Origin of the sequence: Janthinobacterium sp. Ant5-2-1 (genome assembly GCF_001445815.1) — a bacterium.
GTDB classification, from domain to species: domain Bacteria; phylum Pseudomonadota; class Gammaproteobacteria; order Burkholderiales; family Burkholderiaceae_D; genus Janthinobacterium; species Janthinobacterium lividum_E.
On sequence record NZ_LNCE01000047.1, the window covers coordinates 102,890 to 123,397 of the forward strand.

Genomic DNA, 20,508 nt, shown 5'->3' on the forward strand with positions numbered 1-20,508 from the left:
TGTTTTATCGATTGACTATAATAATTTTTCAGGAGGAACCGCATGAGCGGTGCGACTACGCCCAACAAGGAAGCCGTTATTCCCGAGTTCAAGCAGATTATGGGCCATCCAAGCCCATTGTGGATGTTGTTCATGACTGAATTCTGGGAACGCTTCGCGTTCTACGGAGTTCGCTGGGCGCTGGTACTGTACATCGTTGCCCAGTTCCACGCTGGTGACGCTTCGGGACAGGCAGCGGCCAACCTGACCTACGGTTCCTTCCTCGCGCTGGTGTACGCCGGCGCCCTGTTCGGCGGCTACATCGCCGACCGCGTCATCGGTTACCAGCGCTCCATCCTGCTGGGCGCCGTCTTCATGGCCGCCGGCCTGTTCTGCATCTCGGTACCGAACCAGGACATTTTCAACCTGGGCCTGGCCACCATGATCGTCGGTAACGGCATGTTCAAGCCGAACATCTCGACCATGGTCGGCAAGCTGTACACGACCGCCGATCCGCGCCGCGACAGTGGCTTCACGATCTTCTACATGGGCATCAACATGGGCGCCATGGTCGCGCCCGTCTTCACCCAGTGGCTGGCCGAGTCGATCTTCGGCACCAGCGCCATGCCTTCGTACAAGATGGTCTTCATGGCCTCCGGTTTCGGCATGCTGATCAGCCTGGTATGGTTCTTCATCGGCCGCCGCGCCCTGAAGGGCATCGGCGCGCCGGAAGCCGGTTCCGGCAACCCGATGCGCGTCGTCTGGGTGGCCGTCGGCTCGCTGTGCGTGATTCCGCTGATGTACTTCCTGCTGACCGTCGGCGCTGAAAAGCTGCAAATCGTCCTGACCGTGCTGTTTGTCGGCCTGGCCGTGATGCTGATGTTCGAAGGCATACGCAACGGCAAAGTGGCGCGCGACCGCGTCATCGCCATGCTGCTGATCTTCGTCTTCAACATCCTGTTCTGGATGTTCTTCGAACAGGCAGGCAGCTCGTTCACCTTCCTGGCCGACAAGATCGTCAACCGCGACCTGGGCTTCTGGATCTTCCCGACCGCCTACTTCCAGACCGTCAATTCGGTCGCCATCATCGTCTTCGCGCCGATCATCGCCGCCGTCTGGGTCTTCCTGGCGCGCCACAACGTCAATCCATCGATCCCGCGCAAATTCGGCCTGGGCTTGCTGGGCAATGCGCTGGCCTTCGGTTTGCTGATCTTCGCTCTGTCGAGCCTGGTTGGCGCCGATAACAAGATCCCGTTCTGGACCCTGACCACCGTCTACGTGCTGCAATCGATCGGCGAGCTGTGCCTGTCGCCTATCGGCCTGTCGATGGTCACCAAGCTGGCCCCGGTACGCCTGGTCGGCATGGGCATGGGCGGCTGGTTCCTGTCGACCGGTATCGGCAACAACCTGTCGGGTATCTTCGCCAGCTACGTCAGCGGCGAAAGCGGCATGTCGGTGCAATCGGCCCTGTCCGGCTACACCTTCGGCTTCTGGTCCCTGCTGGGCGCCGGCGTGATCCTGTTCCTGATCGCACCGCTGATCAACAAACTGATGCACGGCGTGAAGTAAGCTTCCGCCTTAGCTGGACAACGGCGGCCTGCGGGCCGCCGTTTTTCATTGCGGCGCCGGTTTTCTCCTTGCCGGGCGGTACAATACGACCAGGGCCACCGGCCACTCCATCCACATCACCAAAGAATATTATGTCCAGCATCTCCACCACCACGCCCCTCTCCGACGACGAATACGCCGAACTCGACACCCTGCTGGCCGCGCCTGCGCTGGAAAGCCGCGCCATGGACGTGTCGATGCTGGAAGGTTTTCTCACGGCCGTCGCCCTGAGCCCGAAGCAGATTGCTACCGAGCAATGGCTGCCATGGATGTGGGACAAGGCGGCCGGCAGCGCCTTGCCGGCACAGGGCGAGGCCAGCGAACGGGCGGCCAGCCTGGCGCAGCGCCACCATGCCTACATGGTCGAATGGCTGGCGAAAGACCCGGACAGCTTCGAGCCCATCTACGTATGCGGCCCGGAATGGAGCGTGTCCGCCTGGTGCGCAGGTTTTGTGCTGGGTACGAGCCTGGACAAACCCCAATGGGCGGCCCTGGCCGTCAGCCATCCGCAGTACCTGGCGCCGTTCCAGCACCTGGCCACGGCGAGCGAACTCGATGACGATGCGGCCGAAACGGCCATGGATGGCGTGATTCCCGCCGTCATCGCCATCAACGCGGCCTGGGCGCGCCAGCGCCACCTGAAACAAAGCCAGCCTGGCGCCACCGTCCTGCGCGAACTGCCAAAGACGGGCCGCAACGACCCGTGCCACTGCGGCAGCGGCAAGAAGTATAAAAAATGCTGTGCCGACGCCGATAGCGCGGCCGCCTAAGACGGTAGCTCCTTGCGCCAGCTGCTGACGGCCATCCTGCGCTTCCTGCTGCGCCACGCGCTGCAGTTCGCCCTGTTCATCATCATCCTGCTGGCCGGACGCTTGCTGCTGGCCGAATGGCGCGCCTACAGCGCCGGCAGCGAAGCCGTCGCCGTGCTGAGGCTGGCCGCCGATGGCGCCGACAGTCAGGGCGCTGGCCTGGCAGGTGCCGCCACGGCGCGGGTCAACGCCCTGCGGCACTCCTCGCACACGGCCATCGCCACGAGGCTGGAGCAAATCCAGATGCAATTGACCGCCTTGCGCGCGCGGCAGCAACCATCGCTGTTTACCCTTCCCTTGCCCGACACGACCACCCTGACCCTGCATGCGCAGGAGGAAGCGGCGCGGCGCGTGGAAATCGAAGTGCTGGCGCAGGAAGCCCGCTATCTGACGGCCCTGCAAGCGGCGATCCAAGGCGAAGATGCGCGCCAGACCCTGGCGCGCCTGCACGGGGAACACGTACGCGCGTATGCAGCGCTGCAAGAGAACGTCCGTCAGCGCCAGTGGCTGGAAGCGCAGCACCCGCTGGCGGCCCGCCTGCCCGGCAGTGACGCTTACGCGCAGCTGTCGCAGCTTGAAGCGCAGGGCCAGCGCCTGCGCGACATCAACCTGCAAGCGTACCAAGCCTGGACAGCGCAGCGCGCGCGCAGCAGCGCCACGAACGCTGCCCGCCCCGCCCCGTTTTCCATCGACGAGCAAGCCTTAGCCGGCGCGCTGGCGCCCGTGCAAAAGGCCATCGCGGCCGGCGAAACGCAGCTGGCGAGCAACTGGATCGCCCGCTGGCGCGCCCCCGTGCTGGACGTGGCGCCCACGGCCGCCCTGCTGGTGCTGTCGGCCATTTTGCTGCCCGCCGCCATCAAGGCCTTCTTTTACTTCGTGCTGGCGCCTGTCGCTGCCCGTTTGCCGCCGCTGTCGATCGCACGAGAGCTGCAGTTGCCGGGCAGCTCCCTGTCCCTGCCGCCACATGGAGAATCGCGTATTTCCGCCGTCTCGCAGGCGCTACAACTGCAGCCCGGCCAGCGGATGCTGATCCACCCCGAATACCTGCAATCGTCGCCCGTCAGCAGCACCAAGCGCACGCAGTGGCTGCTGGACTGGCGTTTCCCCTTCACCAGCCTGGCCGCCGGCATGGTGGCGCTGACCCGGCTGGAAAGCGGCGAACCGGCATCCGTGACGCTTTCCGCCAGCGACGATCCGCTGCAGGAAGTGGCCATCGTCCACCTGCCGGCCGGCAGCGCATTGGTATTCCAGCCGCGGGGGCTGGTGGGATTGATCTGCGAGGCGGGCCAGCCTTTGGCGATCAGCAGCCACTGGCGCCTGGGCAGCCTGCACGCCTGGCTCACCCTGCAGCTGCGCTTCATCGTCTTCCGCGGCCCCGTCACCCTGATCGTACGCGGCTGCCGCGGCGTGCGCCTGGAGCGGGCCGGCCAGGGACGCTCGATCAGCCAGTCCGCCACCCTGGGCTTTAGCACCGACGTGCTGTACTCGACCCTGCGCAGCGAAACCTTCATCCCCTACCTGCGCGGCCAGCAGGCGCTGCTCAACGACCGCTTCGACGGCGGCAACGGCGTCTACCTGTACGAGGAAACCCCGCGCCACGGCAAGCAGCCGGGCAAGGTGGGCAGCTGGTTCGAGGGTTTCACGGACGCGATCTTGAAAGTGTTCGGCATCTAGCCGAAGGAAACCATGAACGACATCCTGTTTGCCGATTTTCTCGAGGACCATGCCGTGTATGCACAGGTGCAGGCCTACTGGCAGGCACGCCTGGCCTTCCTCGACGGCCAATGCACGCCGTATCTGCGCACCGCATTCGCCAACGGCCAGCCTTTTTACGACGGCAACCCCATCGTCAACCTGGCGGACCGGAACGCGGGCAAGGCGGCCCGCATCGTGCAGCAATGCCCGCGTGAATTCGGCCACGGCTACACGAGCTTCGAGCAAGCCATCGAACTGGCCGTCGGCGATGGCCACCGCCCGGCGCAGGAAAAGATCATCGTGCTGACCTTGACGCAGGAGACGGGGCAGCGGGCCGAGGATGAATTGCGGGCCTGGTTTGTGCCAGCCTAGGGCTGCCAGCTACGCCGCAATCGAATGCGACACCGTCAGCCACTCTCCCGGCTGCAGATTTTCCGCCGCCTCGCGGGTGGCCAGCACGCTGTCGGGATCCAGGTCGGAGCGTTTCAGCTTGTAGGAATAGGCGAAATCATCGGCATCGAATGCCTGCCCCGCCTTGACGTAATACTTGAAGCCGACAAAGGAGTCGGGATTGGTGACGACCGAGTACTCAAGCGTGACATTGTTCATGGCGGGCCTCGTCAACGGTGGTGAGGCATCCATTATGCGTCAATTCCCGCGACGGCGATGCCGCGGCTGATCCTTGCGGCAAGTCAATAGCCGTGCCGACCACCGGCGCTACAGTAGCCTGAGTCCACCACCACCCCATCGCTGCCATGCGCACCTTGCTCACGAAAATCCGGAACACACTGGCGCCGCAGGCCAGCCTGCCAGCGGCCGCGCGCATGGAACGGCTGTCGGACCGGCGCGGCCTGCCCGCCCCTGACCCCGGGCCGCAAGCCGTCGTCAAGGCCTGCACGGCCTGGCTGTGCGCGGCGCAGGATCATTCCAGCTCAAACGACGGCGGCGTCGCGCGCGACTACAGCCTGCTGACAGGCTGGTCGAGTTCCTACCCGGAGACCACCGGCTACATCATCCCCACAATCATCACCCTGGCGCAGCGCACGGGCGATGACGGTCTGCACGGGCGCGCGCGGCGCATGCTCGATTGGTGCGCGGCCATCCAGTTCGCGGAAGGCGGTTTCCAGGGTGGGAAAATCGATTCCACGCCGCGCGTGCCCGTCACCTTCAATACGGGGCAAATCCTGCTTGGCCTGGCCGCCGGCGTGGCGGCGTACGGCGAGGCCTGGCAGGACGCCATGCACCGCGCGGCGAGCTGGCTGCGCGACAGCCAGGATGGCGACGGCTGCTGGCGCCGCCATCCGACGCCGTTCGCCAGCGCCGGCGACAAGGCCTATGAAACGCACGTGGCGTGGGGACTGTTCGAAGCGGACCGCGTCGCGCCGGGCCACGGCTATGGCGCGGCCGGCCTGCGCCAGGTTGACTGGGCGCTGACCAAGCAGCGTCCCAACGGCTGGTTCACCTCGAACTGCCTGGATAACCCGCTGCTGCCTCTGACCCATACCATCGGCTACGCCTTGCGCGGCCTGCTCGAAGCACACCGCTTTTCGGCGCGCGCCGACCTGCTGGACGCCGCCGCGCGCACCGGCACGAGCGTCGCCAGGGCCGTGACGGCCGACGGCTACCTGGCGGGCCGCCTGGGTCCGGACTTCCAGCCGGGCGCCAGCTACGCCTGTCTCACGGGTTCCGCGCAAAACGCGCATTGTTTGTTCCTGCTGTACCAGCTCACGGGCGAACGGCGCTACCTCGACGCGGGGCGCCGGCTGAACCGTTACGTGCGGCGCGCCATCAGCATCGACGGTCCCGCGCATGCGCGCGGCGGCGTCAAGGGCTCGTTTCCCGTCGATGGCGACTACGGGACATGGGCTTACCTGAACTGGGCTGCCAAGTTCTGCATCGATGCCAACCTGCAGGAACTGGAAATTGGCGATGATTGAAAAGGCAAAAAGTCCCATCCACGTCGCGCTGGAAGCATGGCGCCGCACCGTCAGCGCCCGACAGATGCGCCAGAACGCGCCCCATGTGACGCGCGCCGGCTTGACCGCCGATCTGGCGCGGCTGGGCATCGCGCCAGGCGATACGCTGTTCGTGCATTCTTCGCTGAAAAGCCTCGGCTACGTGGAAGGCGGCGCGCTGGCCGTCATACATGCCTTGCAAGACGCCGTCGGACCGCAAGGCACCCTGCTGCTGCCCACCTACTATCTGCCCGGCGGCACGGTGCGCGCCACCTGCGCCATGCCGGACTATGTGTTCGACCCGCGCCACCATGGCACGCACATGGGCCGCCTGCCCGAAGTGTTCCTTGCCAGCGCAGGTGTCCGGCGCAGCATCCACCCCACCCACTCCGTGTCAGCGTGGGGCCGCCATGCCGTTCACCTTATCGAAGCGCACCACCACGCGCCCTCGATCTTCGGCATGGACTCGCCGTGGCAGCGCTTCATCGGCAGCGGCCATGCGAAGGTGCTGGGCCTCGGCATTTCCATGGGGCCCGTGACGTTCTATCACGCGCTGGAAGACGCCATGGGCGACGCCTTTCCCGTGCCCGTATGGGATGACGATACAAAGCTGCTGCCATGCCTGGACCACGACGGCCGGCGCTGGAACGTGCCCGTGCGCCCTTTCGATCCGGCGGTCGCCCAGCGCCGCATCGACCATCCCGGCCGCGACGACCTGCGCGACTACTTTCACCGGGAATTCGACGCCGCCGGCTTGCGCGTCAACGGGCAAGTGGGCGATGCGGCGTCGTGGTGCATTCCGGCGCAGGCGTTTTATGACCACCTGCGCCAGCTGGCGTCCGATAACGTGACGATCTACGCCACAGCGGCGCAGCTGGCGGCGCGGCCGGTGAGGCTGTGACACGCCAGCGACTACTTGCGCTGCAGGTCATACACACCGCCCCCATTGGCGACAAAATACAGGGTGCCGCCGCCGTCACTCACTTCATCTTCGATGGGGCCATCCGTGCCGCGCTTGATCACCGTCCAGCTTCCCGCCTGCAAATCCGTCACCAGCACCTGCATGGACGCGCTTTGCGCCGGCAACTCGACGGTGACGGTCCCGCCCAGCGGCAAGCCGCTTTTGGAAAACAGCACCACGCGGTCCTGGATTTTCACGCCGGCCAGCAGGGCCGAATCGATGGGCGTCGTCGGTAACGCAGACAGCGTGCTGCTGGCATCCATCACCTGCATCACGTTCAGGAACACATCCGTTTCGTTTCCGCTCGGCGGCGACACTTCCAGCCGCCACGCGCCCGCTTCCTCGGTCGAATAATCGGCTTCAGCCTGGATCGGATAATTCGTCCCGCCGACGCTGAATTCATTGCCGCTGCCGCCGACTTTGGCCAGCACGGCACTCGCCGGCAGCAAGGTGCGGTTGATCAGCTTGCCGTTGTACTGCAAGGTGCTGTTGTAGTCCCATTCCATGCGCTGGATGATCACCGTGTCGCCGCTGATTTCCGGCTCAAACTGGCTGTGCAGCAGCCAGGTCTTCTTGAACCCCGCATCGCTGGCGCTGACCTTGTCGAACACGATCAGGGCCGCCGGGTGGTTCGCATCCTTGAGGTTCAAGAACACGAATGACCTCTGGAACTGGCGCACCTTGCTGCTGTACGCGGCCGTGAGGTCGCCCTTGATGTAGCTGAAGTCGGGCGCCCCTGCCGCGCCGCCGACCTGCTGCTGGCGCAGGACAGTGGCCACCTTGTAGCCGTTGGCCAGTTCCGCCAGGGATGACGGCTCGTCGCCCGGGAAGCGCTGCCCGCCATCATTGGCATAGCCGTCGAAATTCTCGTCCGGGTCATGCACCAGCATGGTGTTGTGCGCGATGCTGCGCTTGTGATAATTCATGTCGTGCGCACTGCCGTATTCCAGGGGGATGCTGGGATCGGTCACATCCCTGCCGCTATAAATACCCGAATCGATGGCCAGGCCGCCCTTGTAGTAAATCTGGAAATGCCCGGCGTCATAATGTTCGTGATTGCCGAACCAGTCGCCGCCGAGCTTCATCGTCGCCACGACATTGCCTGACTCCACATGTATGCCGTCGGTCCAGCCCGTGCGGGCGATCATCAGGCCGGCGGGATCCGGAAAATATTTGGTCAAGGGCAACGCCGCCGGGCTGGGCGTGCTGCCCATGGCGGTATTGCCCAGCAGGACAGGCCAGATGCTGTCCTTGGGGTGGATAAAGCTGGTCGACGGCTGCAGCGACTGCTTCAAATACTCATGCTTCAAGGTGGAATTGTTGTAGTAGGTGGCGGGCAGCATGAAGGCCAGCGGTTCGCTCCAGTACTCCCTGCTGTTGGTGTAGGAGGAGTGATAGACGTCGCCATCACGCATCCATTGTCCGTCGGGGCGGCGCGTGTACAGCCAGTGATACGGCGTCATCTGCTGCACGGGATCAAACACGGGCGCGGCGCCCATGCGCCGGAATATCCATGCGGCGTACATATCCGCCAGGAAACGCACCGTGCCGTACGACGCACCCTGGTGATAGGCTTGCGCCGCATAGGCATAGTTACGCGGCGCGATATAGTCGGCAAAGAAGCGCCCGGCAACGATGTTGTAGACGAGCGGCGCCTCGTCATAAAAGGCGATGGCGGCCGACAGCTGGTCGCGCAGCAGCTGGTTGTCGCTGCCATGGCCGACGACGGGGCCTTGCCGCGATGGCGGAAAGCCGATTTCCATCGTGGCCGCCAGCTGCGTAAAACGCGTGACGACATAGGCGCGCTGCTGCGCATTCATCAGCTGGAAGCACCAGTCATACACCATGGCGCTGGCCAGGATGATGTCGCCTTTTTCGTTCGGGTGATTGTAGCCAGGCACAAACTGCACGGCCGCCAGGTAGTCGAGCAGCATTTGCACGGCTTCCCGGCCCCGCTGCGCCTGCGCCGCCGAACCGTCGCGTTCGTACAGCAGGGAGTACAGCGCCTTCGCCTTGATCGTGCTCACGACATCGACCTGGTGATTGCTCCTGGCCGGGCCGCCAGGCACGAACACGGGCAACGCCACGATCGCCGGTGCCGCGACAAACCCGTTCAGGACAGCGCGATGCTGCACCATCTCCTGCGCGCTCGACTCGAAACGGCTGCGTATCGCGGCCAGGTCCCCCACCCTGGCAAACACGCGCGGATGCTCGCCGGCGGGCGGCAGCACGGTGGGCAGCGGATACACGCCATAGCCTTGCGGGACAAAGTCGGCCAGCGCCGTGACCAAGAGACAATCGATGCCCAGGCCGCCCTCGCGGTACTGGAGCTTCAGTTCGCGCTCGCCCGCGGCGAGCCAGCGCGTGACGGGCAACCAGGTCCACTTCGGCGGCTGGCCGACGGTGAACGGCACGGATGCGCTGGCGTAGGCGCCATTGTCGACCGCCAGGTACAAGGACGCGGCGTTCGCCGCCGGCGCCAGCACGCGCAGCCAGATCGTATAGTTGCCGTCGCGGGGCACGGCCACGCTGTACGACAATTGCGCCGCCGCGCCTGGCGGCTCGGCGCGCACCAGGTCGGCCGGCGTACTCAGGTAAGCGCCGCCGGACACCACGTTGCTGCCCTGGCTTTCCAGCATCCACGGTGCGCCAGGCGCCGTACTTTCTGCCTCAAACATGGCCTCGACGGGGAAAGGCGTGGCATGCAGGGCCGGACTGGCTGCCAGCAAGGCAAAAGAGATAAAACCGCGTTGCAGTGGGGACATGAGGAAAACTCCAGTGTGTTGTATTTTAAACAGCAAGAACAATACACCACCTGACGATATTTAATTTCATTTTTATAACAAAAATACCTGAGCCGGCCGGCGACGGGCAAAAAAAACCGCCCGGATCATCATGACACCGGGCGATTTTCATGGGGCTTTGTAACATCAAGCCTGCGGGCGATCCGCCTTCTTCTCTCTTGCGACGATATACAGCAGCACGATGATGACGGCATACGGCAGCAGGGACAGCGCATCCGAGTGCAGGCCCGCGTAGAACGGGTTGCCGTGCTCGGCCCAGTCGGCCATCATCTGGTCGAAATGCGTGAGCACGCCGGCCGTGATCGCGATGATGATGCCGGCCAGCGCGCCGCCGGCGATGTAGCCGGAGGCCAGCAGCACGCCCGAGCTGCGGTCGCCCGCCAGCTGGCGCTCTTCCTCGTTCAGCTTTGCGTTGTGTTCCAGCTTGTTGTTGCGGCGGTCCGCCAGCCAGCGCACCAGGCCGCCGACGAAGATCGGCAAGGTCGACGACAGCGGCAGGTACACGCCCACGGAAAACGCCAGCGACGGGATGCCGGCCATTTCCAGCACCACGGCGATCATCACGCCGAACAGCACCAGGGTCCACGGCAGCTGCTGGTCGAGGATGCCCTTGATGATGTAGGACATCAGCACGGCCTTCGGCGCATCGTATTTTTTCACTTCCGAACCGTCCGGACGCTTGCTGTAATGGCCATTGATGCCTGGGTCGACCAGGTAGGCCAGCTGGCCGTCTTCCTTCACAAAATACTTGCCGGCCGGGCCGCCCACGGTATCTGTCTTTTGCCAGACTTTATACGTATTATGGTCGGTATCGGCTTGCGGGCCATGCAGCTCGCCCGTCACCGTCAGCTTCGACGCGTCGACCGTCAGGCCGGGCGCCACTTGGGCGGCCGGCACGTAGACGGTGCTCGCTTCATTCAGTTTCAGCAGAATCGGGCCGAGGATCAGGGCCGACGACAGCGCGCCCGCCAAAATCGCGTACTGCTGCAGGCGCGGCGTGGCGCCCACCAGGTAGCCGGTTTTCAAGTCCTGCGACGTGGTGCCCGCATTGCTGGCGGCGATACACACGATGGCGCCCACCGACAGGGCCGTCACATAGTAACGCCCGCCCGTCCAGCCCATGATCAGGAAGATCAGGCAGGTAAACAGCAAGGTGGCCACGGCCATGCCGGAGATCGGGTTCGACGACGAGCCGATTTCGCCCGTCAGGCGCGACGACACGGTGGCGAACAGGAAGCCGAAGACGAGGATCAGCAGCGCACCGAGGAAATTCATGTGCAGCGGCGTGGCGAAGGTGATCACGGCGATGATGGACAGGCAGCCAATGACGACCCATTTCAGGGGGATATCCTGGTCCGTGCGCAAGGTGGAATTGCTCTTGACGCCCTTGCCGATGCCTTTCAGGCCGGCCGACAGGCTGCGCCAGATCATGGGCATGGCGCGCACGAGGGAAATCAGGCCGCCGGCGGCCACGGCGCCCGCGCCGATGTACAGCACGTAGGCGCTGCGCACGTCGTCCGCGCCCATTTCGCTGATCAACTTGGTACCAGGAGACAGCACGGTGGTCAGGCTGTCGCCGAAGAACTTGATCATCGGGATCAAAAGCAGGTACGACAGCACGCCGCCAGCCGCCATGGTGGCGGCGATGCGCGGGCCGATGATGTAGCCCACGCCCAGCAACTCAGGCGAAATCTCGGCGCCGATGGAGCCGCCCTTGAGCGGTGCGGCAAATTCCACGCCCGGCGTGTCTTTCCAGCCCTTGAACGAGATATTGAATACCTTGTACAGCAAGCCGACGGCAAAACCGCCGAAGATGATCTTCGCGCGGCGCTTGGCGTCCAGCGCGGCAGCCGAATCCTTCTCGATGCTTTCACCAGCGGCGATGCGCGACTCTTCCGTGGCGGCCGCCTTGAGCACTTCGGCACACGCCGTGCCTTCGGGGAATTTGAGTTCCTTGTGCTGGTCGACGATCATGGTGCGGCGCATCGGGATCATCATCAGGATGCCCAGCAGGCCGCCGAGGATACCGACCAGCATGACCCGCGAGATTTCCAGGTCGAAGCCGAGGATCAAAATGGCGGGCATGGTCACGCCCAGGCCGAAGGCCAGCGATTCGCCGGCCGAACCGGCCGTTTGCGTGATGCTGTTTTCCAGGATCGACGAATCCTTGCCGCCCACCTTCTTGGCCAGGCCGAACAGGGTGATGGCGATCACGGCGACGGGAATCGAGGCGCTGACGGTCAGCCCCACTTTCAGCACCAGGTACAGCGAGGAGGCGCCAAAGACCATCCCCAGGATGACGCCCATGAATAGCGCGCGGAAGGTCATCTCGGGCAGCTTCGCATCGGCCGGAATGTACGGCTTCACGACGCTCGGTGTTGCATCTTTTGCCATGGATATTTCCTTAATTTTTAAAAATAAACAGCCCGGATTGACGCCCGGGCTATTTTCTTGAAGCCGAGACTATCGCACAGCCGCGTTTCGATGAAAAGGTTTTTTGCTCCCGGTCCCGGCGGCCGGCCCTGCCGCCCCGCCCGCGCCGGAACGGCTGGCGCATTGGTCTATAATCGCTGCCACCGTGCCTTGCACGCTCACGTGAGACTGCCTTGACTGCCAAACGAACCGGATTCCCCTGGCCTTCCCGCCACGCCACCGTGCGCGCTATCATCATCGCCGGCTGCGCCGCGCTGGCAGCTGCCGTGCTGCTGGCCGCCTACCTGTTCCTGTACGTGCGCCCCCGCCTGCCCGAACTGGGCGTCATCACCGACTACCAGCCGAAGATACCGCTGCGCGTGTACACGGCCGACAATGTGCTGATCGGCGAATTCGGCGAAGAGCACCGCGACTTCGTGCCGATTGCGCAAGTGCCGGAAATGATGAAGAAGGCCTTGCTGGCCATCGAGGATGGCCGCTTCTACGAGCACCACGGCATCGACTTCGTGCGCGCCGGCGGCGCCGTGCTGTCGAACCTGCGCCATGGCTTCGGCCACGGCGGCGGCTCCACCATCACCATGCAGGTGGCGCGCAATTTCTTCCTGACGCGCGAAAAAGTCGCCTCGCGCAAGCTCAATGAAATCATGCTGGCCCTGAAAATCGAGGCGGCCCTGTCGAAAGACCAGATTCTCGAGCTGTACATGAATCAGATGTACCTGGGCCAGCGCTCGTTCGGCTTCGGCAGCGCGGCGCAGACCTACTTCGGCAAGCCCTTGTCCGAACTGTCGATCGCGGAAATGGCCATGCTGGCGGGCCTGCCGCAAAACCCGTCGCGCCACAACCCGATCAGCAATCCGAAAAAGGCGCACGCGCGCCAGCGGCTGGTCTTGAAACGCATGCGCGAACTCGATTACATCAGCGAAGGCCAGTACCAGCAGGCGCTGGCCCAGCCGCTGCATATCAATAGCCGCGGCAAGCAGGGTTTCGATACGCACGCCGAATACGTGGCCGAACTGGCGCGCCAGGCCGTCTACGCGCAGTTCAAGGAAGACAGCTACACCAAGGGCATCAGCGTCTACACGACGATCCTGAAAGCCGACCAGGATGCGGCCTATGCCTCGACGCGACGCAACGTCATCGCCTACGACCAGCGCCACGGCTACCGCGGTCCGGAAACCTTCATCGACATGCCAGCCGACCCGGAGCAGCGCGACGACGCCATCGATGCGGCGCTGCAAAAACGCCCGGACAGCGACGGCCTGATCGCCGCCGTCGTCACGGACGTGGCCAGCGGCAAGGTGGTGGCCGACACGGGCGACGGCGACGCCAAGGCCATCACGGGCGAAGGCTTGCGCTTTGCCGCCCCTGCCTTGTCCGCCAAAGCGAGCGCCGGCATCAAGCTGCGCCCGGGCGCCGTGATCCGCATCACCAGGGATGGCAAGGACAACTGGACCATCACGCAAGTGCCGCTGGTGGCCGCCGCGTTTGTGTCGCTCGACGCGGACACGGGCGCCTACCACGCCATGGTGGGCGGCTTCGATTACAACCTGCAGAAGTTCAACCACGTCACGCAGGCATGGCGCCAGCCCGGTTCGGCCATGAAGCCGTTCGTGTATTCGGCGGCGCTGGAAAAAGGCTTTTCGCCGGCCACCCTGATCAACGACGTGCCTTTGGAAATGCAGGCGGGCGGCAAGGTGTGGGCGCCGCAGAATGACGATTTCAAGTTCGACGGCCCCATCACCATGCGCTATGCGCTGGCGCAATCGAAGAACGTGGCCTCGGTGCGCATCCTGCGCGCGCTGGGCGTGTCGTACACGCACGACTTCCTGGAAAAATTCGGCTTCGACCCGGCACGCCAGCCGAACAATCTGACCATGGCGCTGGGCACGGGTTCCGTCACGCCCGTGCAGATGGCGGGCGCCTACGCCTTGTTTGCCAATGGCGGCCACCAGGTGGAACCCTACCTGATCGACCGCATCGTCGACGCCAAGGGCACCATCCTGATGCAGACCAAGCCGCCCGCGCCGAACGACGACAAGACCCTGGCGCTGGACCCGCGCAACGCCTTCGTGATGGACAGCATGCTGCGCGAAGTGGCGCGCACGGGCACGGGCGCGGCGGCGACGAAAAAACTGGGGCGGACTGACATCGCCGGCAAGACGGGTACCACCAGCGACGCCGTCGATGGCTGGTTCGCCGGCTACAGCGGCGGCATCGTGGCCGTGGCGTGGATGGGCTACGACGAGCCCAAGTCCCTGGGTGGACGCGAATTCGGCGCGACCCTGGCCATGCCGATCTGGATCGACTACATGCGCACGGCCCTGTCGACGCGCCCGCAAATCACGCGCGCCGTGCCGGCTGGCCTGAGCCAGGTCGACGGCGAGTGGCTATATGACGAATTCATCGACATGAACGGGATCAGGACCCTGGATATGGACGTGGAGACGCCGACGGATCCGGCGGCCGTGCCTGAGACGCTGCCGGTGGAAACCACGAACTGATCAGTAGGTCGGGTTAGCCGGAACGGCGTAACCCGACAAGCGCCGCCGTCGACGCCTGTCGGATTACGCTGCGCTAATCCGACCTGCTTCCGGCGCCTTGACCATGCTCAGATACCCGCGCGCCGTACCGACGACACTGTCGGCGAAATCGTCGACATTGACCTTCGCGGCGCGGTACTTCCAGCGTTTCACGTACCAGTCCTGGAACAGGGCCAGGCAGTGCGCGGCCAGCAAGGTGGGATCTCCCTGCGGTTTCGGTTCGATTTCGGCAATCGTGGCGGCGATCAGGGTCTGCACATACAGTTCCGAATTTTTCGCCATGCTGCGCTGCTCGACCTGCAGCACGCGCGAATCCATGAAGACAAAATAAAACCACGGCTGCAGCACTTCGGACAGGTAGATCGACGAGCGTATCATCGCTTCGAGGCGGTCCAGCGGCGACTTCACGTCGGCAAACAGCAGCGGCAAGGCTTGCGTGGCGTGGCGCACCACGTCCTCGATCATTTCGGCCAGTTGATCCTTGCTGGTGATGTAACCATACAGGCCGCCCATCGACAGCCCCGTCTCGCGGCACAGGTCGCGCAAGCTCATGGCGCGGAAGCCCACGTCATTGGCCAGGCGGAAAGTGGCGACGAAGATGCGTTCAAGATTTTCCAGCGCCGGTTTGCGGCGCTTGACGCCGATACGTTCCGCGTGGCGGTCAAGAATATATTCCCAGATGTTTTCGCCATTTAAAGGCGTCATCTGCTGAAACTGTTCAAAATTAAAATGGGTCGACAAGTGCATTCCCAAATAACGGTGTAAGAGCGATATCCATGCAATGCCTGGGCACGGCACTGCAAGATGGCGGGACGGCTGATGCGGGCCGATTATAGCTCAGGAAAACAACTATTTTACTTTTCAACTATGCAATGGGCGCATAAGCCACGCCAAATACCCACAGTTATTGCGCTGCATCATGCAATTCAAATGCAATTTACATCCAGCGGTGCTACATTCAAAAAACCGAGCGCTCGCTATATTTAATGCATCGATAGAATGCGAAGGCGCGCACGGCACATCGCTACAGCATCGACATTTCCATACTATTCAAATAACGGAGACAAAATGAAGACTCGCTTTTGGCAACTGCTATCCACCCTGCTCCTCGCCCTCGCCATCCTGCCCGGCAGCGCCAGCGCCGCCGGCTACACGCAAACGAAGTACCCGATCGTGCTCGTGCACGGCCTGTTCGGCTTCGACAAGCTCGGCCCCGTCGAGTATTTTTATGGCGTCCCCGACGCCCTGCGCAGCGGCGGCGCGCAAGTGTATGTGACCACCGTGTCGGCCGCCAACAGCACGGAAGTGCGCGGCGAGCAGCTGCTGTCGCAGGTGCGGCAAATCCTCGCCGCCACCGGCGCGGCCAAGGTCAATTTGATCGGCCACAGCCACGGCGGCCCCACGGCCCGCTATGTCGCTTCCGTGCGCCCCGACCTGGTGGCGTCCGTCACCAGCGTGGCCGGCGTCAACAAGGGTTCCAAGGTGGCCGACATCCTCAGCGGCGCCATCCCCAACACCAGCAACGCGCTGGGCAATGCGCTCGCCTCGCTGATCGGCATTTTGTCGGGCAACAAGGGCTTGCCGCAAAACGCGGGCGCCTCGCTGGCGTCGCTGTCCACCGCCGGCTCGCTCGCCTTCAACAGCCGCCATCCGCAAGGCGTACCCGCCTCCGCCTGCGGCGAAGGCGCCTACCAGGTGCAAGGCGTGCACTATTTTTCGTGGAGCGGCGCGCAGCCGTACACGAACGTGCTCGACGTGGGCGACCCGCTGCTGGCCGCCATCAGCCTGGCCTTCGGCGGTGCCAAGAACGATGGCCTGGTCAGTAGCTGTTCCAGCCACCTGGGCAAGGTGATCCGCGACGACTACGCCATGAACCACCTCGATGAAGTCAACCAGTTCGTCGGCATCGTCAACCTGTTCGAAACGAACCCCGTCACGGTCTTCCGCCAGCAGGCCAACCGCCTGCAAGGCCTGGGACTGTAAGGAGAAGCGCATGCACGCGAAATGGATCATCGGCGGCAGCCTGGCGGCCCTGGCCCTGTACCTGGCGCTGCGCCCGGGCGAAGCGCCCGCCCCGCCGCCGGAAAAGGCGGAACCGGACCTGTTCGCGTTCGTGCGCTCGATGGAAGGCACGCGGCCCGACGGCAACGTGACGGTAGCCGCCGGCGACAAGCTGGTGGTCGACGCGGAACTGGCGCACCTGTTCGACTACTACCTGGCGGGCCTCGGCGAAAAGCCGCTGGCCGCTATCCGCAGCCAGATCGAGGCGGAACTGGAGCGGCGCCTGGCGCCCGTCCCCGCCCGCGAAGCCAAGCGCCTGCTGGGCGCGTATCTGGCCTACAAGCAGGCGCTGGCCGGGGCCGAGCAGGCCTTGCCGGCGCAAGCCGATGCGGCCCTGGCGGCGAGCGCGCGCCTGCAAGCCATGCGCGCCTTGCGCGGCAATTACTTTACGCCCGAGGAAAGCGCGGGCCTGTTCGGCGCCAGCGACGCGTATGACGACGACGCCGTGGCGCGCATGGCCATCCTCGGCGACACCACGCTCGATGAGGCGCAGCGCCAGGCGCAACTGATGGCGCTGGACCAAAAGATGACGCCCGCCCAGCGCGCCGCGCGCGATGCGCCGCTGCGGGTGGCGCAGCTGGACGCCTCCGTCAAGAGCTTGCGGGCACAGGGCGGCGGCGACAACGAAGTCTACCGCCTGCGCGCCAGCACCTTCACGCCGGCGGCGGCGGCGCGCCTGGCGGAACTGGACCGCGAGGAATCGCAGTGGCAGCAGCGCATCATCGCTTATCAAGCACAAAGGGCAAGCCTGCCCGGCGGCGCGCAGGATGCGGCAGCCCTGCAGCAGCTGCGCGACGCCAGTTTCACGCCGGACGAGCAGCGCCGGCTGGGCGCCTACGAATAAGGCTCAAGCCAGCTGCGCCAGCAAAGCCGCCGCCGCCATTACGTCCGCCGTGCCGCGCCCCTGCCGGTAGCCGGCATGGACGGGGGCCAGCACGGCATGCGCGGCCGCGCCGCGGCCTTGCGCCTGCAGCACGGCCGCCAGGCTGGTGGCGCAGCGCAGTTCCCAGCCCGGCGCCTGCTGTTCTCTGGCCAGCCGCAGCGCTTCTTCCAGTTGTACCCGCACCGCGTCCAGCCCGGTGGCATCCTCTTGCGCCAGCGCGCGCCAACGGTGGTGCGCGTCGCGGCGCAGCACTTCCGGCGCGCTCCATGGCGCCTGGCCCATGCGTGCGCGCCGCAGCGCCTGGCTATCGGCGGCAGCGTCGTGCAGGGTGGCCATCAAGTCGACCTGTATCGGCCAGCTGCGCACCGCAGGCCAGGGAAACTGTGTCAGCGCCTCGTCCGCATCAAGCAGGCGCTGGTAAGCGGCGCCCCAGGCGCTCCAGTACAGCAAGCCATAGCGGGCCGCATGCTCGCACAGCAGGCAAGTCCACGCATGCGCCAGTTCCCGCTGCCCGCACCACAAGGCGACGGGAATGGCATTGATGGCCAGCGCCACGCACAGCGTGACGCCATTATGCTCGAAGCCCACCGCCACCGCCTCGCGCATCAGGGCCAGGGCATCGTCGGGGCGGCCCTGCATCCACAGGCAGCGCGCCAGCGTGCCGCGCAGGCAAACCTGGTGGTCGGCCAGCAAGACATTGTTGACGCCAAGCTGGCATGCGCCCTCGGGATGCGCGAGCACCATGTGCGCCAGCGCCGCCGCCTGCGCGTAGCGCCCCTGCACGTACTCGCCGACCGAACGCATGCGCGTTAGCACCAGCCGCATCGGCGTATCGTCGCGCGCGTCGCACAGGACGGCAAGCTCGGTGACATAACTGTCGGCGCGCTGGAAATCGGCCAGCTTCAGGCAGCAGATCCACATGCCGCAAATCGCCTCGAAGCGCCGGCTGCCATCGTCCGTGCGCATGGCCAGCGCATAGCCGTGCTGGAACGAACGCAGCATGGTGCCGGTGATGCCCTGCGTATGCAGCAGCAGATGCGCCTGCGAGGCATGCAGCCGCATCTCGCTGTCCGGGTCGTCCAGCGCATGCGCGGCCATGCACTCAAGCGCCCGCTCGACGCGCACGCGGTACTCGTCCATCAGCGACAGCTGATAAAACAGGGTTTGCGCGGCCAGGGTCAGAGCCACGCCCAGCGCCACGTCGCCCTCCTCGCCAAAGGCCCAGTCGATGGCGGCCCGCAGGTCGTCGACATGGCGGCCATAGCGCGCGCTCCATTGGGCCGGCGGCATGCTCCCCCAGTCGGCCGCGATGCGTTGGGCCAGGCCCAGGCAATGGCGCGCATGGCGCAGCAGCACGGCGCCCGCGTCCCCGCCCGCCGACAGCTGCGCACCGGCATAGGCGCGCGTGGTGTCGAGCAGCCGGTAATACACGTGCTGGCCGCAAAACTCGATGCTGACGAGGGATTTGGCCGCCAGGTCGGCCACGGTGTCGAACACATCGCATCCGGCCACGGCGCTGGCCGACTCGAGGCGGAAGCGGCTCCTGAACACGCTCAGCGCCTGCAGTACTTGGCGCTCTTGCGCGTCGAGCAGACCATAGCTCCAGTCCAGGGTGGCGCGCAGGGTCTGGTGGCGCAAGGGCATGTTGCGCGCGCCCCGCGTGAGCAGGCGAAAGCGGTCGTCGAGCTGGCGGCGCAATTCGTGCAAGCCGAAATGGCCGATGCGCCCGGCCGCCAATTCCAGCGCCAGCGGGATGCCATCGAGCCGCCGGCAGATATCGACGACGACGGGCACGTCGGCGTCGGCCAGCACGAAAGCATCGTCGACGGCCGCGCAGCGTTCGCAAAACAGCTGCACCGCAGAGAAATGGCGGGCTGCCGCCGCATCGGGCACGGCATCGGCGGGCGGCAATTCCAGCGTGGGCAGGCGCTGCAACTGCTCGCTGGTGAGGCGCAGCGGCTCGCGGCTGGTGGCCAGCACGTGCAGCAGCGGCGCGCCCTTGAGCAAGGCGTCGGCCAGCGTGGCGGCCGCGCCGATCACGTGCTCGCAGTTATCGAGCACGATCAGCATGTGGCGCGGGCGCAGGTAGGCCAGCAAGACCGGCATGGCGTCGTCGGCCGCCACGGCCACGCCCAGCGCCGTGGCCAGCGCCAGCGGCACCAGGCGGGCCTCGTCCAGCGGCGACAGGTCGACGAAACACACGCCATCCGCATAGCGGCGCAGCACGCGCGTGGCCAGGCCGACGGCCAGGGTGGTCTTGCCGATACCGCCCGGGCCGGCAATGCACAGCAGGCGCAATTGCAGCAGCTGGTTGGCCATCGTTTGCAGCACCTCGGCGCGGCCCAGCATGCGCGTCAGCATGACGGGCAGGTTGTGTCGTGGCTCGGCGCCCGCCGCACCGGGCGCTGGCCGGCCCGTGTGCGCCAGCGGCGCCAGGAAGCCGTAGCCGCGCCCGGGAATGGTGGTGATGTAGCGCTGGCCATCGCGGCCGTCGCCAAGCGCCTTGCGCAGCGCCGCCAGGTGCACGCGCAAGGTCGCGTCGTCGACCACGGCGTTGGGCCAGACGATAGCCACCAGATCGTGCTTGTCGACGATGTCGCCGGCGCGCTCCAGCAGGGCCAGCAGCAAGTCCATGGCCCTGCTGCCCAGGCGCAGCGCGCGTTCGCCCTCGAACAGCACGCGCTCCAGCGGCAAAAGGCGAAACGGGCCGAAGACATAGGCCGGGGCAGGACTGTTTATCATTCTTGCGTGGGGGAGTAGGTGTTAAAGCACGCGGCTTG

Annotated in this window: 14 protein-coding genes; 9 read left to right on the plus strand and 5 right to left on the minus strand. The window is 65.2% G+C overall.

Annotation, left to right across the window (positions count from 1 at the left end; translation table 11 throughout):
* Positions 1-42 precede the first annotated feature (42 nt).
* The 4 genes from ASN89_RS15725 to ASN89_RS15740 all read left to right on the plus strand — a co-directional run bounded on the left by ASN89_RS15725 (position 43) and on the right by ASN89_RS15740 (position 4,463).
* Positions 43-1,548, plus strand: a complete 1,506-nt coding sequence (locus ASN89_RS15725) for a peptide MFS transporter (RefSeq protein WP_046683006.1) — start codon at positions 43-45, stop codon at positions 1,546-1,548.
* Positions 1,549-1,679: 131 nt separating this feature from the next.
* Positions 1,680-2,357, plus strand: coding sequence for a UPF0149 family protein (locus tag ASN89_RS15730; protein WP_058049914.1), 678 nt, complete (start codon positions 1,680-1,682; stop codon positions 2,355-2,357).
* Positions 2,358-2,369: 12 nt separating this feature from the next.
* On the plus strand, positions 2,370-4,070 hold the full coding sequence (locus ASN89_RS15735; RefSeq protein WP_058049915.1) for a hypothetical protein: 1,701 nt from the start codon (positions 2,370-2,372) through the stop codon (positions 4,068-4,070).
* A 12-nt stretch (positions 4,071-4,082) separates the two neighbouring features.
* Positions 4,083-4,463: a hypothetical protein gene (locus ASN89_RS15740; RefSeq protein WP_058049916.1), complete on the plus strand. Its 381-nt coding sequence runs from the start codon at positions 4,083-4,085 to the stop codon at positions 4,461-4,463.
* Between the two features lie 9 nt (positions 4,464-4,472).
* On the opposite strand, the gene ASN89_RS15745 is transcribed toward ASN89_RS15740, so the two are convergent.
* The gene (locus ASN89_RS15745; protein ID WP_046683010.1) at positions 4,473-4,700 is read right to left on the minus strand and encodes a hypothetical protein; all 228 of its coding nucleotides are present in this window, start codon (positions 4,698-4,700) and stop codon (positions 4,473-4,475) included.
* A gap of 146 nt (positions 4,701-4,846) precedes the next feature.
* Between ASN89_RS15745 and ASN89_RS28695 the strand changes: the two genes are divergently transcribed.
* Both ASN89_RS28695 and ASN89_RS15755 read left to right on the plus strand, forming a co-directional pair.
* A complete protein-coding gene (locus ASN89_RS28695) occupies positions 4,847-6,028 on the plus strand; it encodes a hypothetical protein (RefSeq protein WP_058049917.1) in 1,182 nt (393 codons plus the stop codon).
* Positions 6,021-6,947 carry an AAC(3) family N-acetyltransferase gene (locus ASN89_RS15755; RefSeq protein ID WP_058049918.1) on the plus strand — a complete coding sequence of 309 codons (927 nt, stop codon included), beginning with the start codon at positions 6,021-6,023 and terminating at the stop codon, positions 6,945-6,947. The genes ASN89_RS28695 and ASN89_RS15755 overlap by 8 nt, the downstream gene beginning before the upstream one ends.
* 11 nt (positions 6,948-6,958) lie before the next feature.
* Here the strand turns inward: ASN89_RS15755 and hepB are convergent, their stop codons facing one another.
* Positions 6,959-9,772, minus strand: coding sequence for a heparin/heparin-sulfate lyase HepB (gene hepB, locus ASN89_RS15760; protein ID WP_058049919.1), 2,814 nt, complete (start codon positions 9,770-9,772; stop codon positions 6,959-6,961).
* A gap of 165 nt (positions 9,773-9,937) precedes the next feature.
* Positions 9,938-12,205, minus strand: a complete 2,268-nt coding sequence (locus ASN89_RS15765) for an OPT family oligopeptide transporter (RefSeq protein WP_058049920.1) — start codon at positions 12,203-12,205, stop codon at positions 9,938-9,940.
* A gap of 212 nt (positions 12,206-12,417) precedes the next feature.
* On the opposite strand from ASN89_RS15765, the gene ASN89_RS15770 reads away from it, so the two are divergent.
* Positions 12,418-14,745, plus strand: coding sequence for a penicillin-binding protein 1A (locus ASN89_RS15770; RefSeq protein ID WP_414842517.1), 2,328 nt, complete (start codon positions 12,418-12,420; stop codon positions 14,743-14,745).
* A gap of 63 nt (positions 14,746-14,808) precedes the next feature.
* On the opposite strand, the gene ASN89_RS15775 is transcribed toward ASN89_RS15770, so the two are convergent.
* Entirely contained in the window at positions 14,809-15,489 is a 681-nt protein-coding gene (locus ASN89_RS15775) for a TetR/AcrR family transcriptional regulator (RefSeq protein WP_058050001.1), read from the minus strand.
* 363 nt (positions 15,490-15,852) lie between these two features.
* Here ASN89_RS15775 and ASN89_RS15780 point away from each other — a divergent pair, with 363 nt between their 5' ends.
* Positions 15,853-16,767 (plus strand): lipase family alpha/beta hydrolase, encoded by a 915-nt coding sequence (locus ASN89_RS15780; protein ID WP_058049922.1) that lies wholly within the window; start codon positions 15,853-15,855, stop codon positions 16,765-16,767.
* Between the two features lie 10 nt (positions 16,768-16,777).
* The gene (locus tag ASN89_RS15785) at positions 16,778-17,689 is read left to right on the plus strand and encodes a lipase secretion chaperone (RefSeq protein ID WP_058049923.1); all 912 of its coding nucleotides are present in this window, start codon (positions 16,778-16,780) and stop codon (positions 17,687-17,689) included.
* A gap of 3 nt (positions 17,690-17,692) precedes the next feature.
* Here ASN89_RS15785 and ASN89_RS15790 read toward each other — a convergent pair whose 3' ends face one another.
* Positions 17,693-20,470 carry an ATP-binding protein gene (locus tag ASN89_RS15790; RefSeq protein WP_058049924.1) on the minus strand — a complete coding sequence of 926 codons (2,778 nt, stop codon included), beginning with the start codon at positions 20,468-20,470 and terminating at the stop codon, positions 17,693-17,695.
* Positions 20,471-20,508: the final 38 nt, after the last annotated feature.

What these genes read in the sequence shown, in the direction of transcription:
- ASN89_RS15725 (WP_046683006.1), top strand. Translation starts at nt 43, where the DNA reads ATGAGCGGTGCGACTACGCCCAACAAGGAAGCCGTTATTCCCGAGTTC.
- ASN89_RS15730 (WP_058049914.1), top strand. Translation starts at nt 1,680, where the DNA reads ATGTCCAGCATCTCCACCACCACGCCCCTCTCCGACGACGAATACGCC.
- ASN89_RS15740 (WP_058049916.1), top strand. Translation starts at nt 4,083, where the DNA reads ATGAACGACATCCTGTTTGCCGATTTTCTCGAGGACCATGCCGTGTAT.
- ASN89_RS15745 (WP_046683010.1), bottom strand. Translation starts at nt 4,700, where the DNA reads ATGAACAATGTCACGCTTGAGTACTCGGTCGTCACCAATCCCGACTCC.
- ASN89_RS28695 (WP_058049917.1), top strand. Translation starts at nt 4,847, where the DNA reads ATGCGCACCTTGCTCACGAAAATCCGGAACACACTGGCGCCGCAGGCC.
- ASN89_RS15755 (WP_058049918.1), top strand. Translation starts at nt 6,021, where the DNA reads ATGATTGAAAAGGCAAAAAGTCCCATCCACGTCGCGCTGGAAGCATGG.
- hepB (WP_058049919.1), bottom strand. Translation starts at nt 9,772, where the DNA reads ATGTCCCCACTGCAACGCGGTTTTATCTCTTTTGCCTTGCTGGCAGCC.
- ASN89_RS15765 (WP_058049920.1), bottom strand. Translation starts at nt 12,205, where the DNA reads ATGGCAAAAGATGCAACACCGAGCGTCGTGAAGCCGTACATTCCGGCC.
- ASN89_RS15775 (WP_058050001.1), bottom strand. Translation starts at nt 15,489, where the DNA reads ATGACGCCTTTAAATGGCGAAAACATCTGGGAATATATTCTTGACCGC.
- ASN89_RS15780 (WP_058049922.1), top strand. Translation starts at nt 15,853, where the DNA reads ATGAAGACTCGCTTTTGGCAACTGCTATCCACCCTGCTCCTCGCCCTC.
- ASN89_RS15785 (WP_058049923.1), top strand. Translation starts at nt 16,778, where the DNA reads ATGCACGCGAAATGGATCATCGGCGGCAGCCTGGCGGCCCTGGCCCTG.
- ASN89_RS15790 (WP_058049924.1), bottom strand. Translation starts at nt 20,470, where the DNA reads ATGATAAACAGTCCTGCCCCGGCCTATGTCTTCGGCCCGTTTCGCCTT.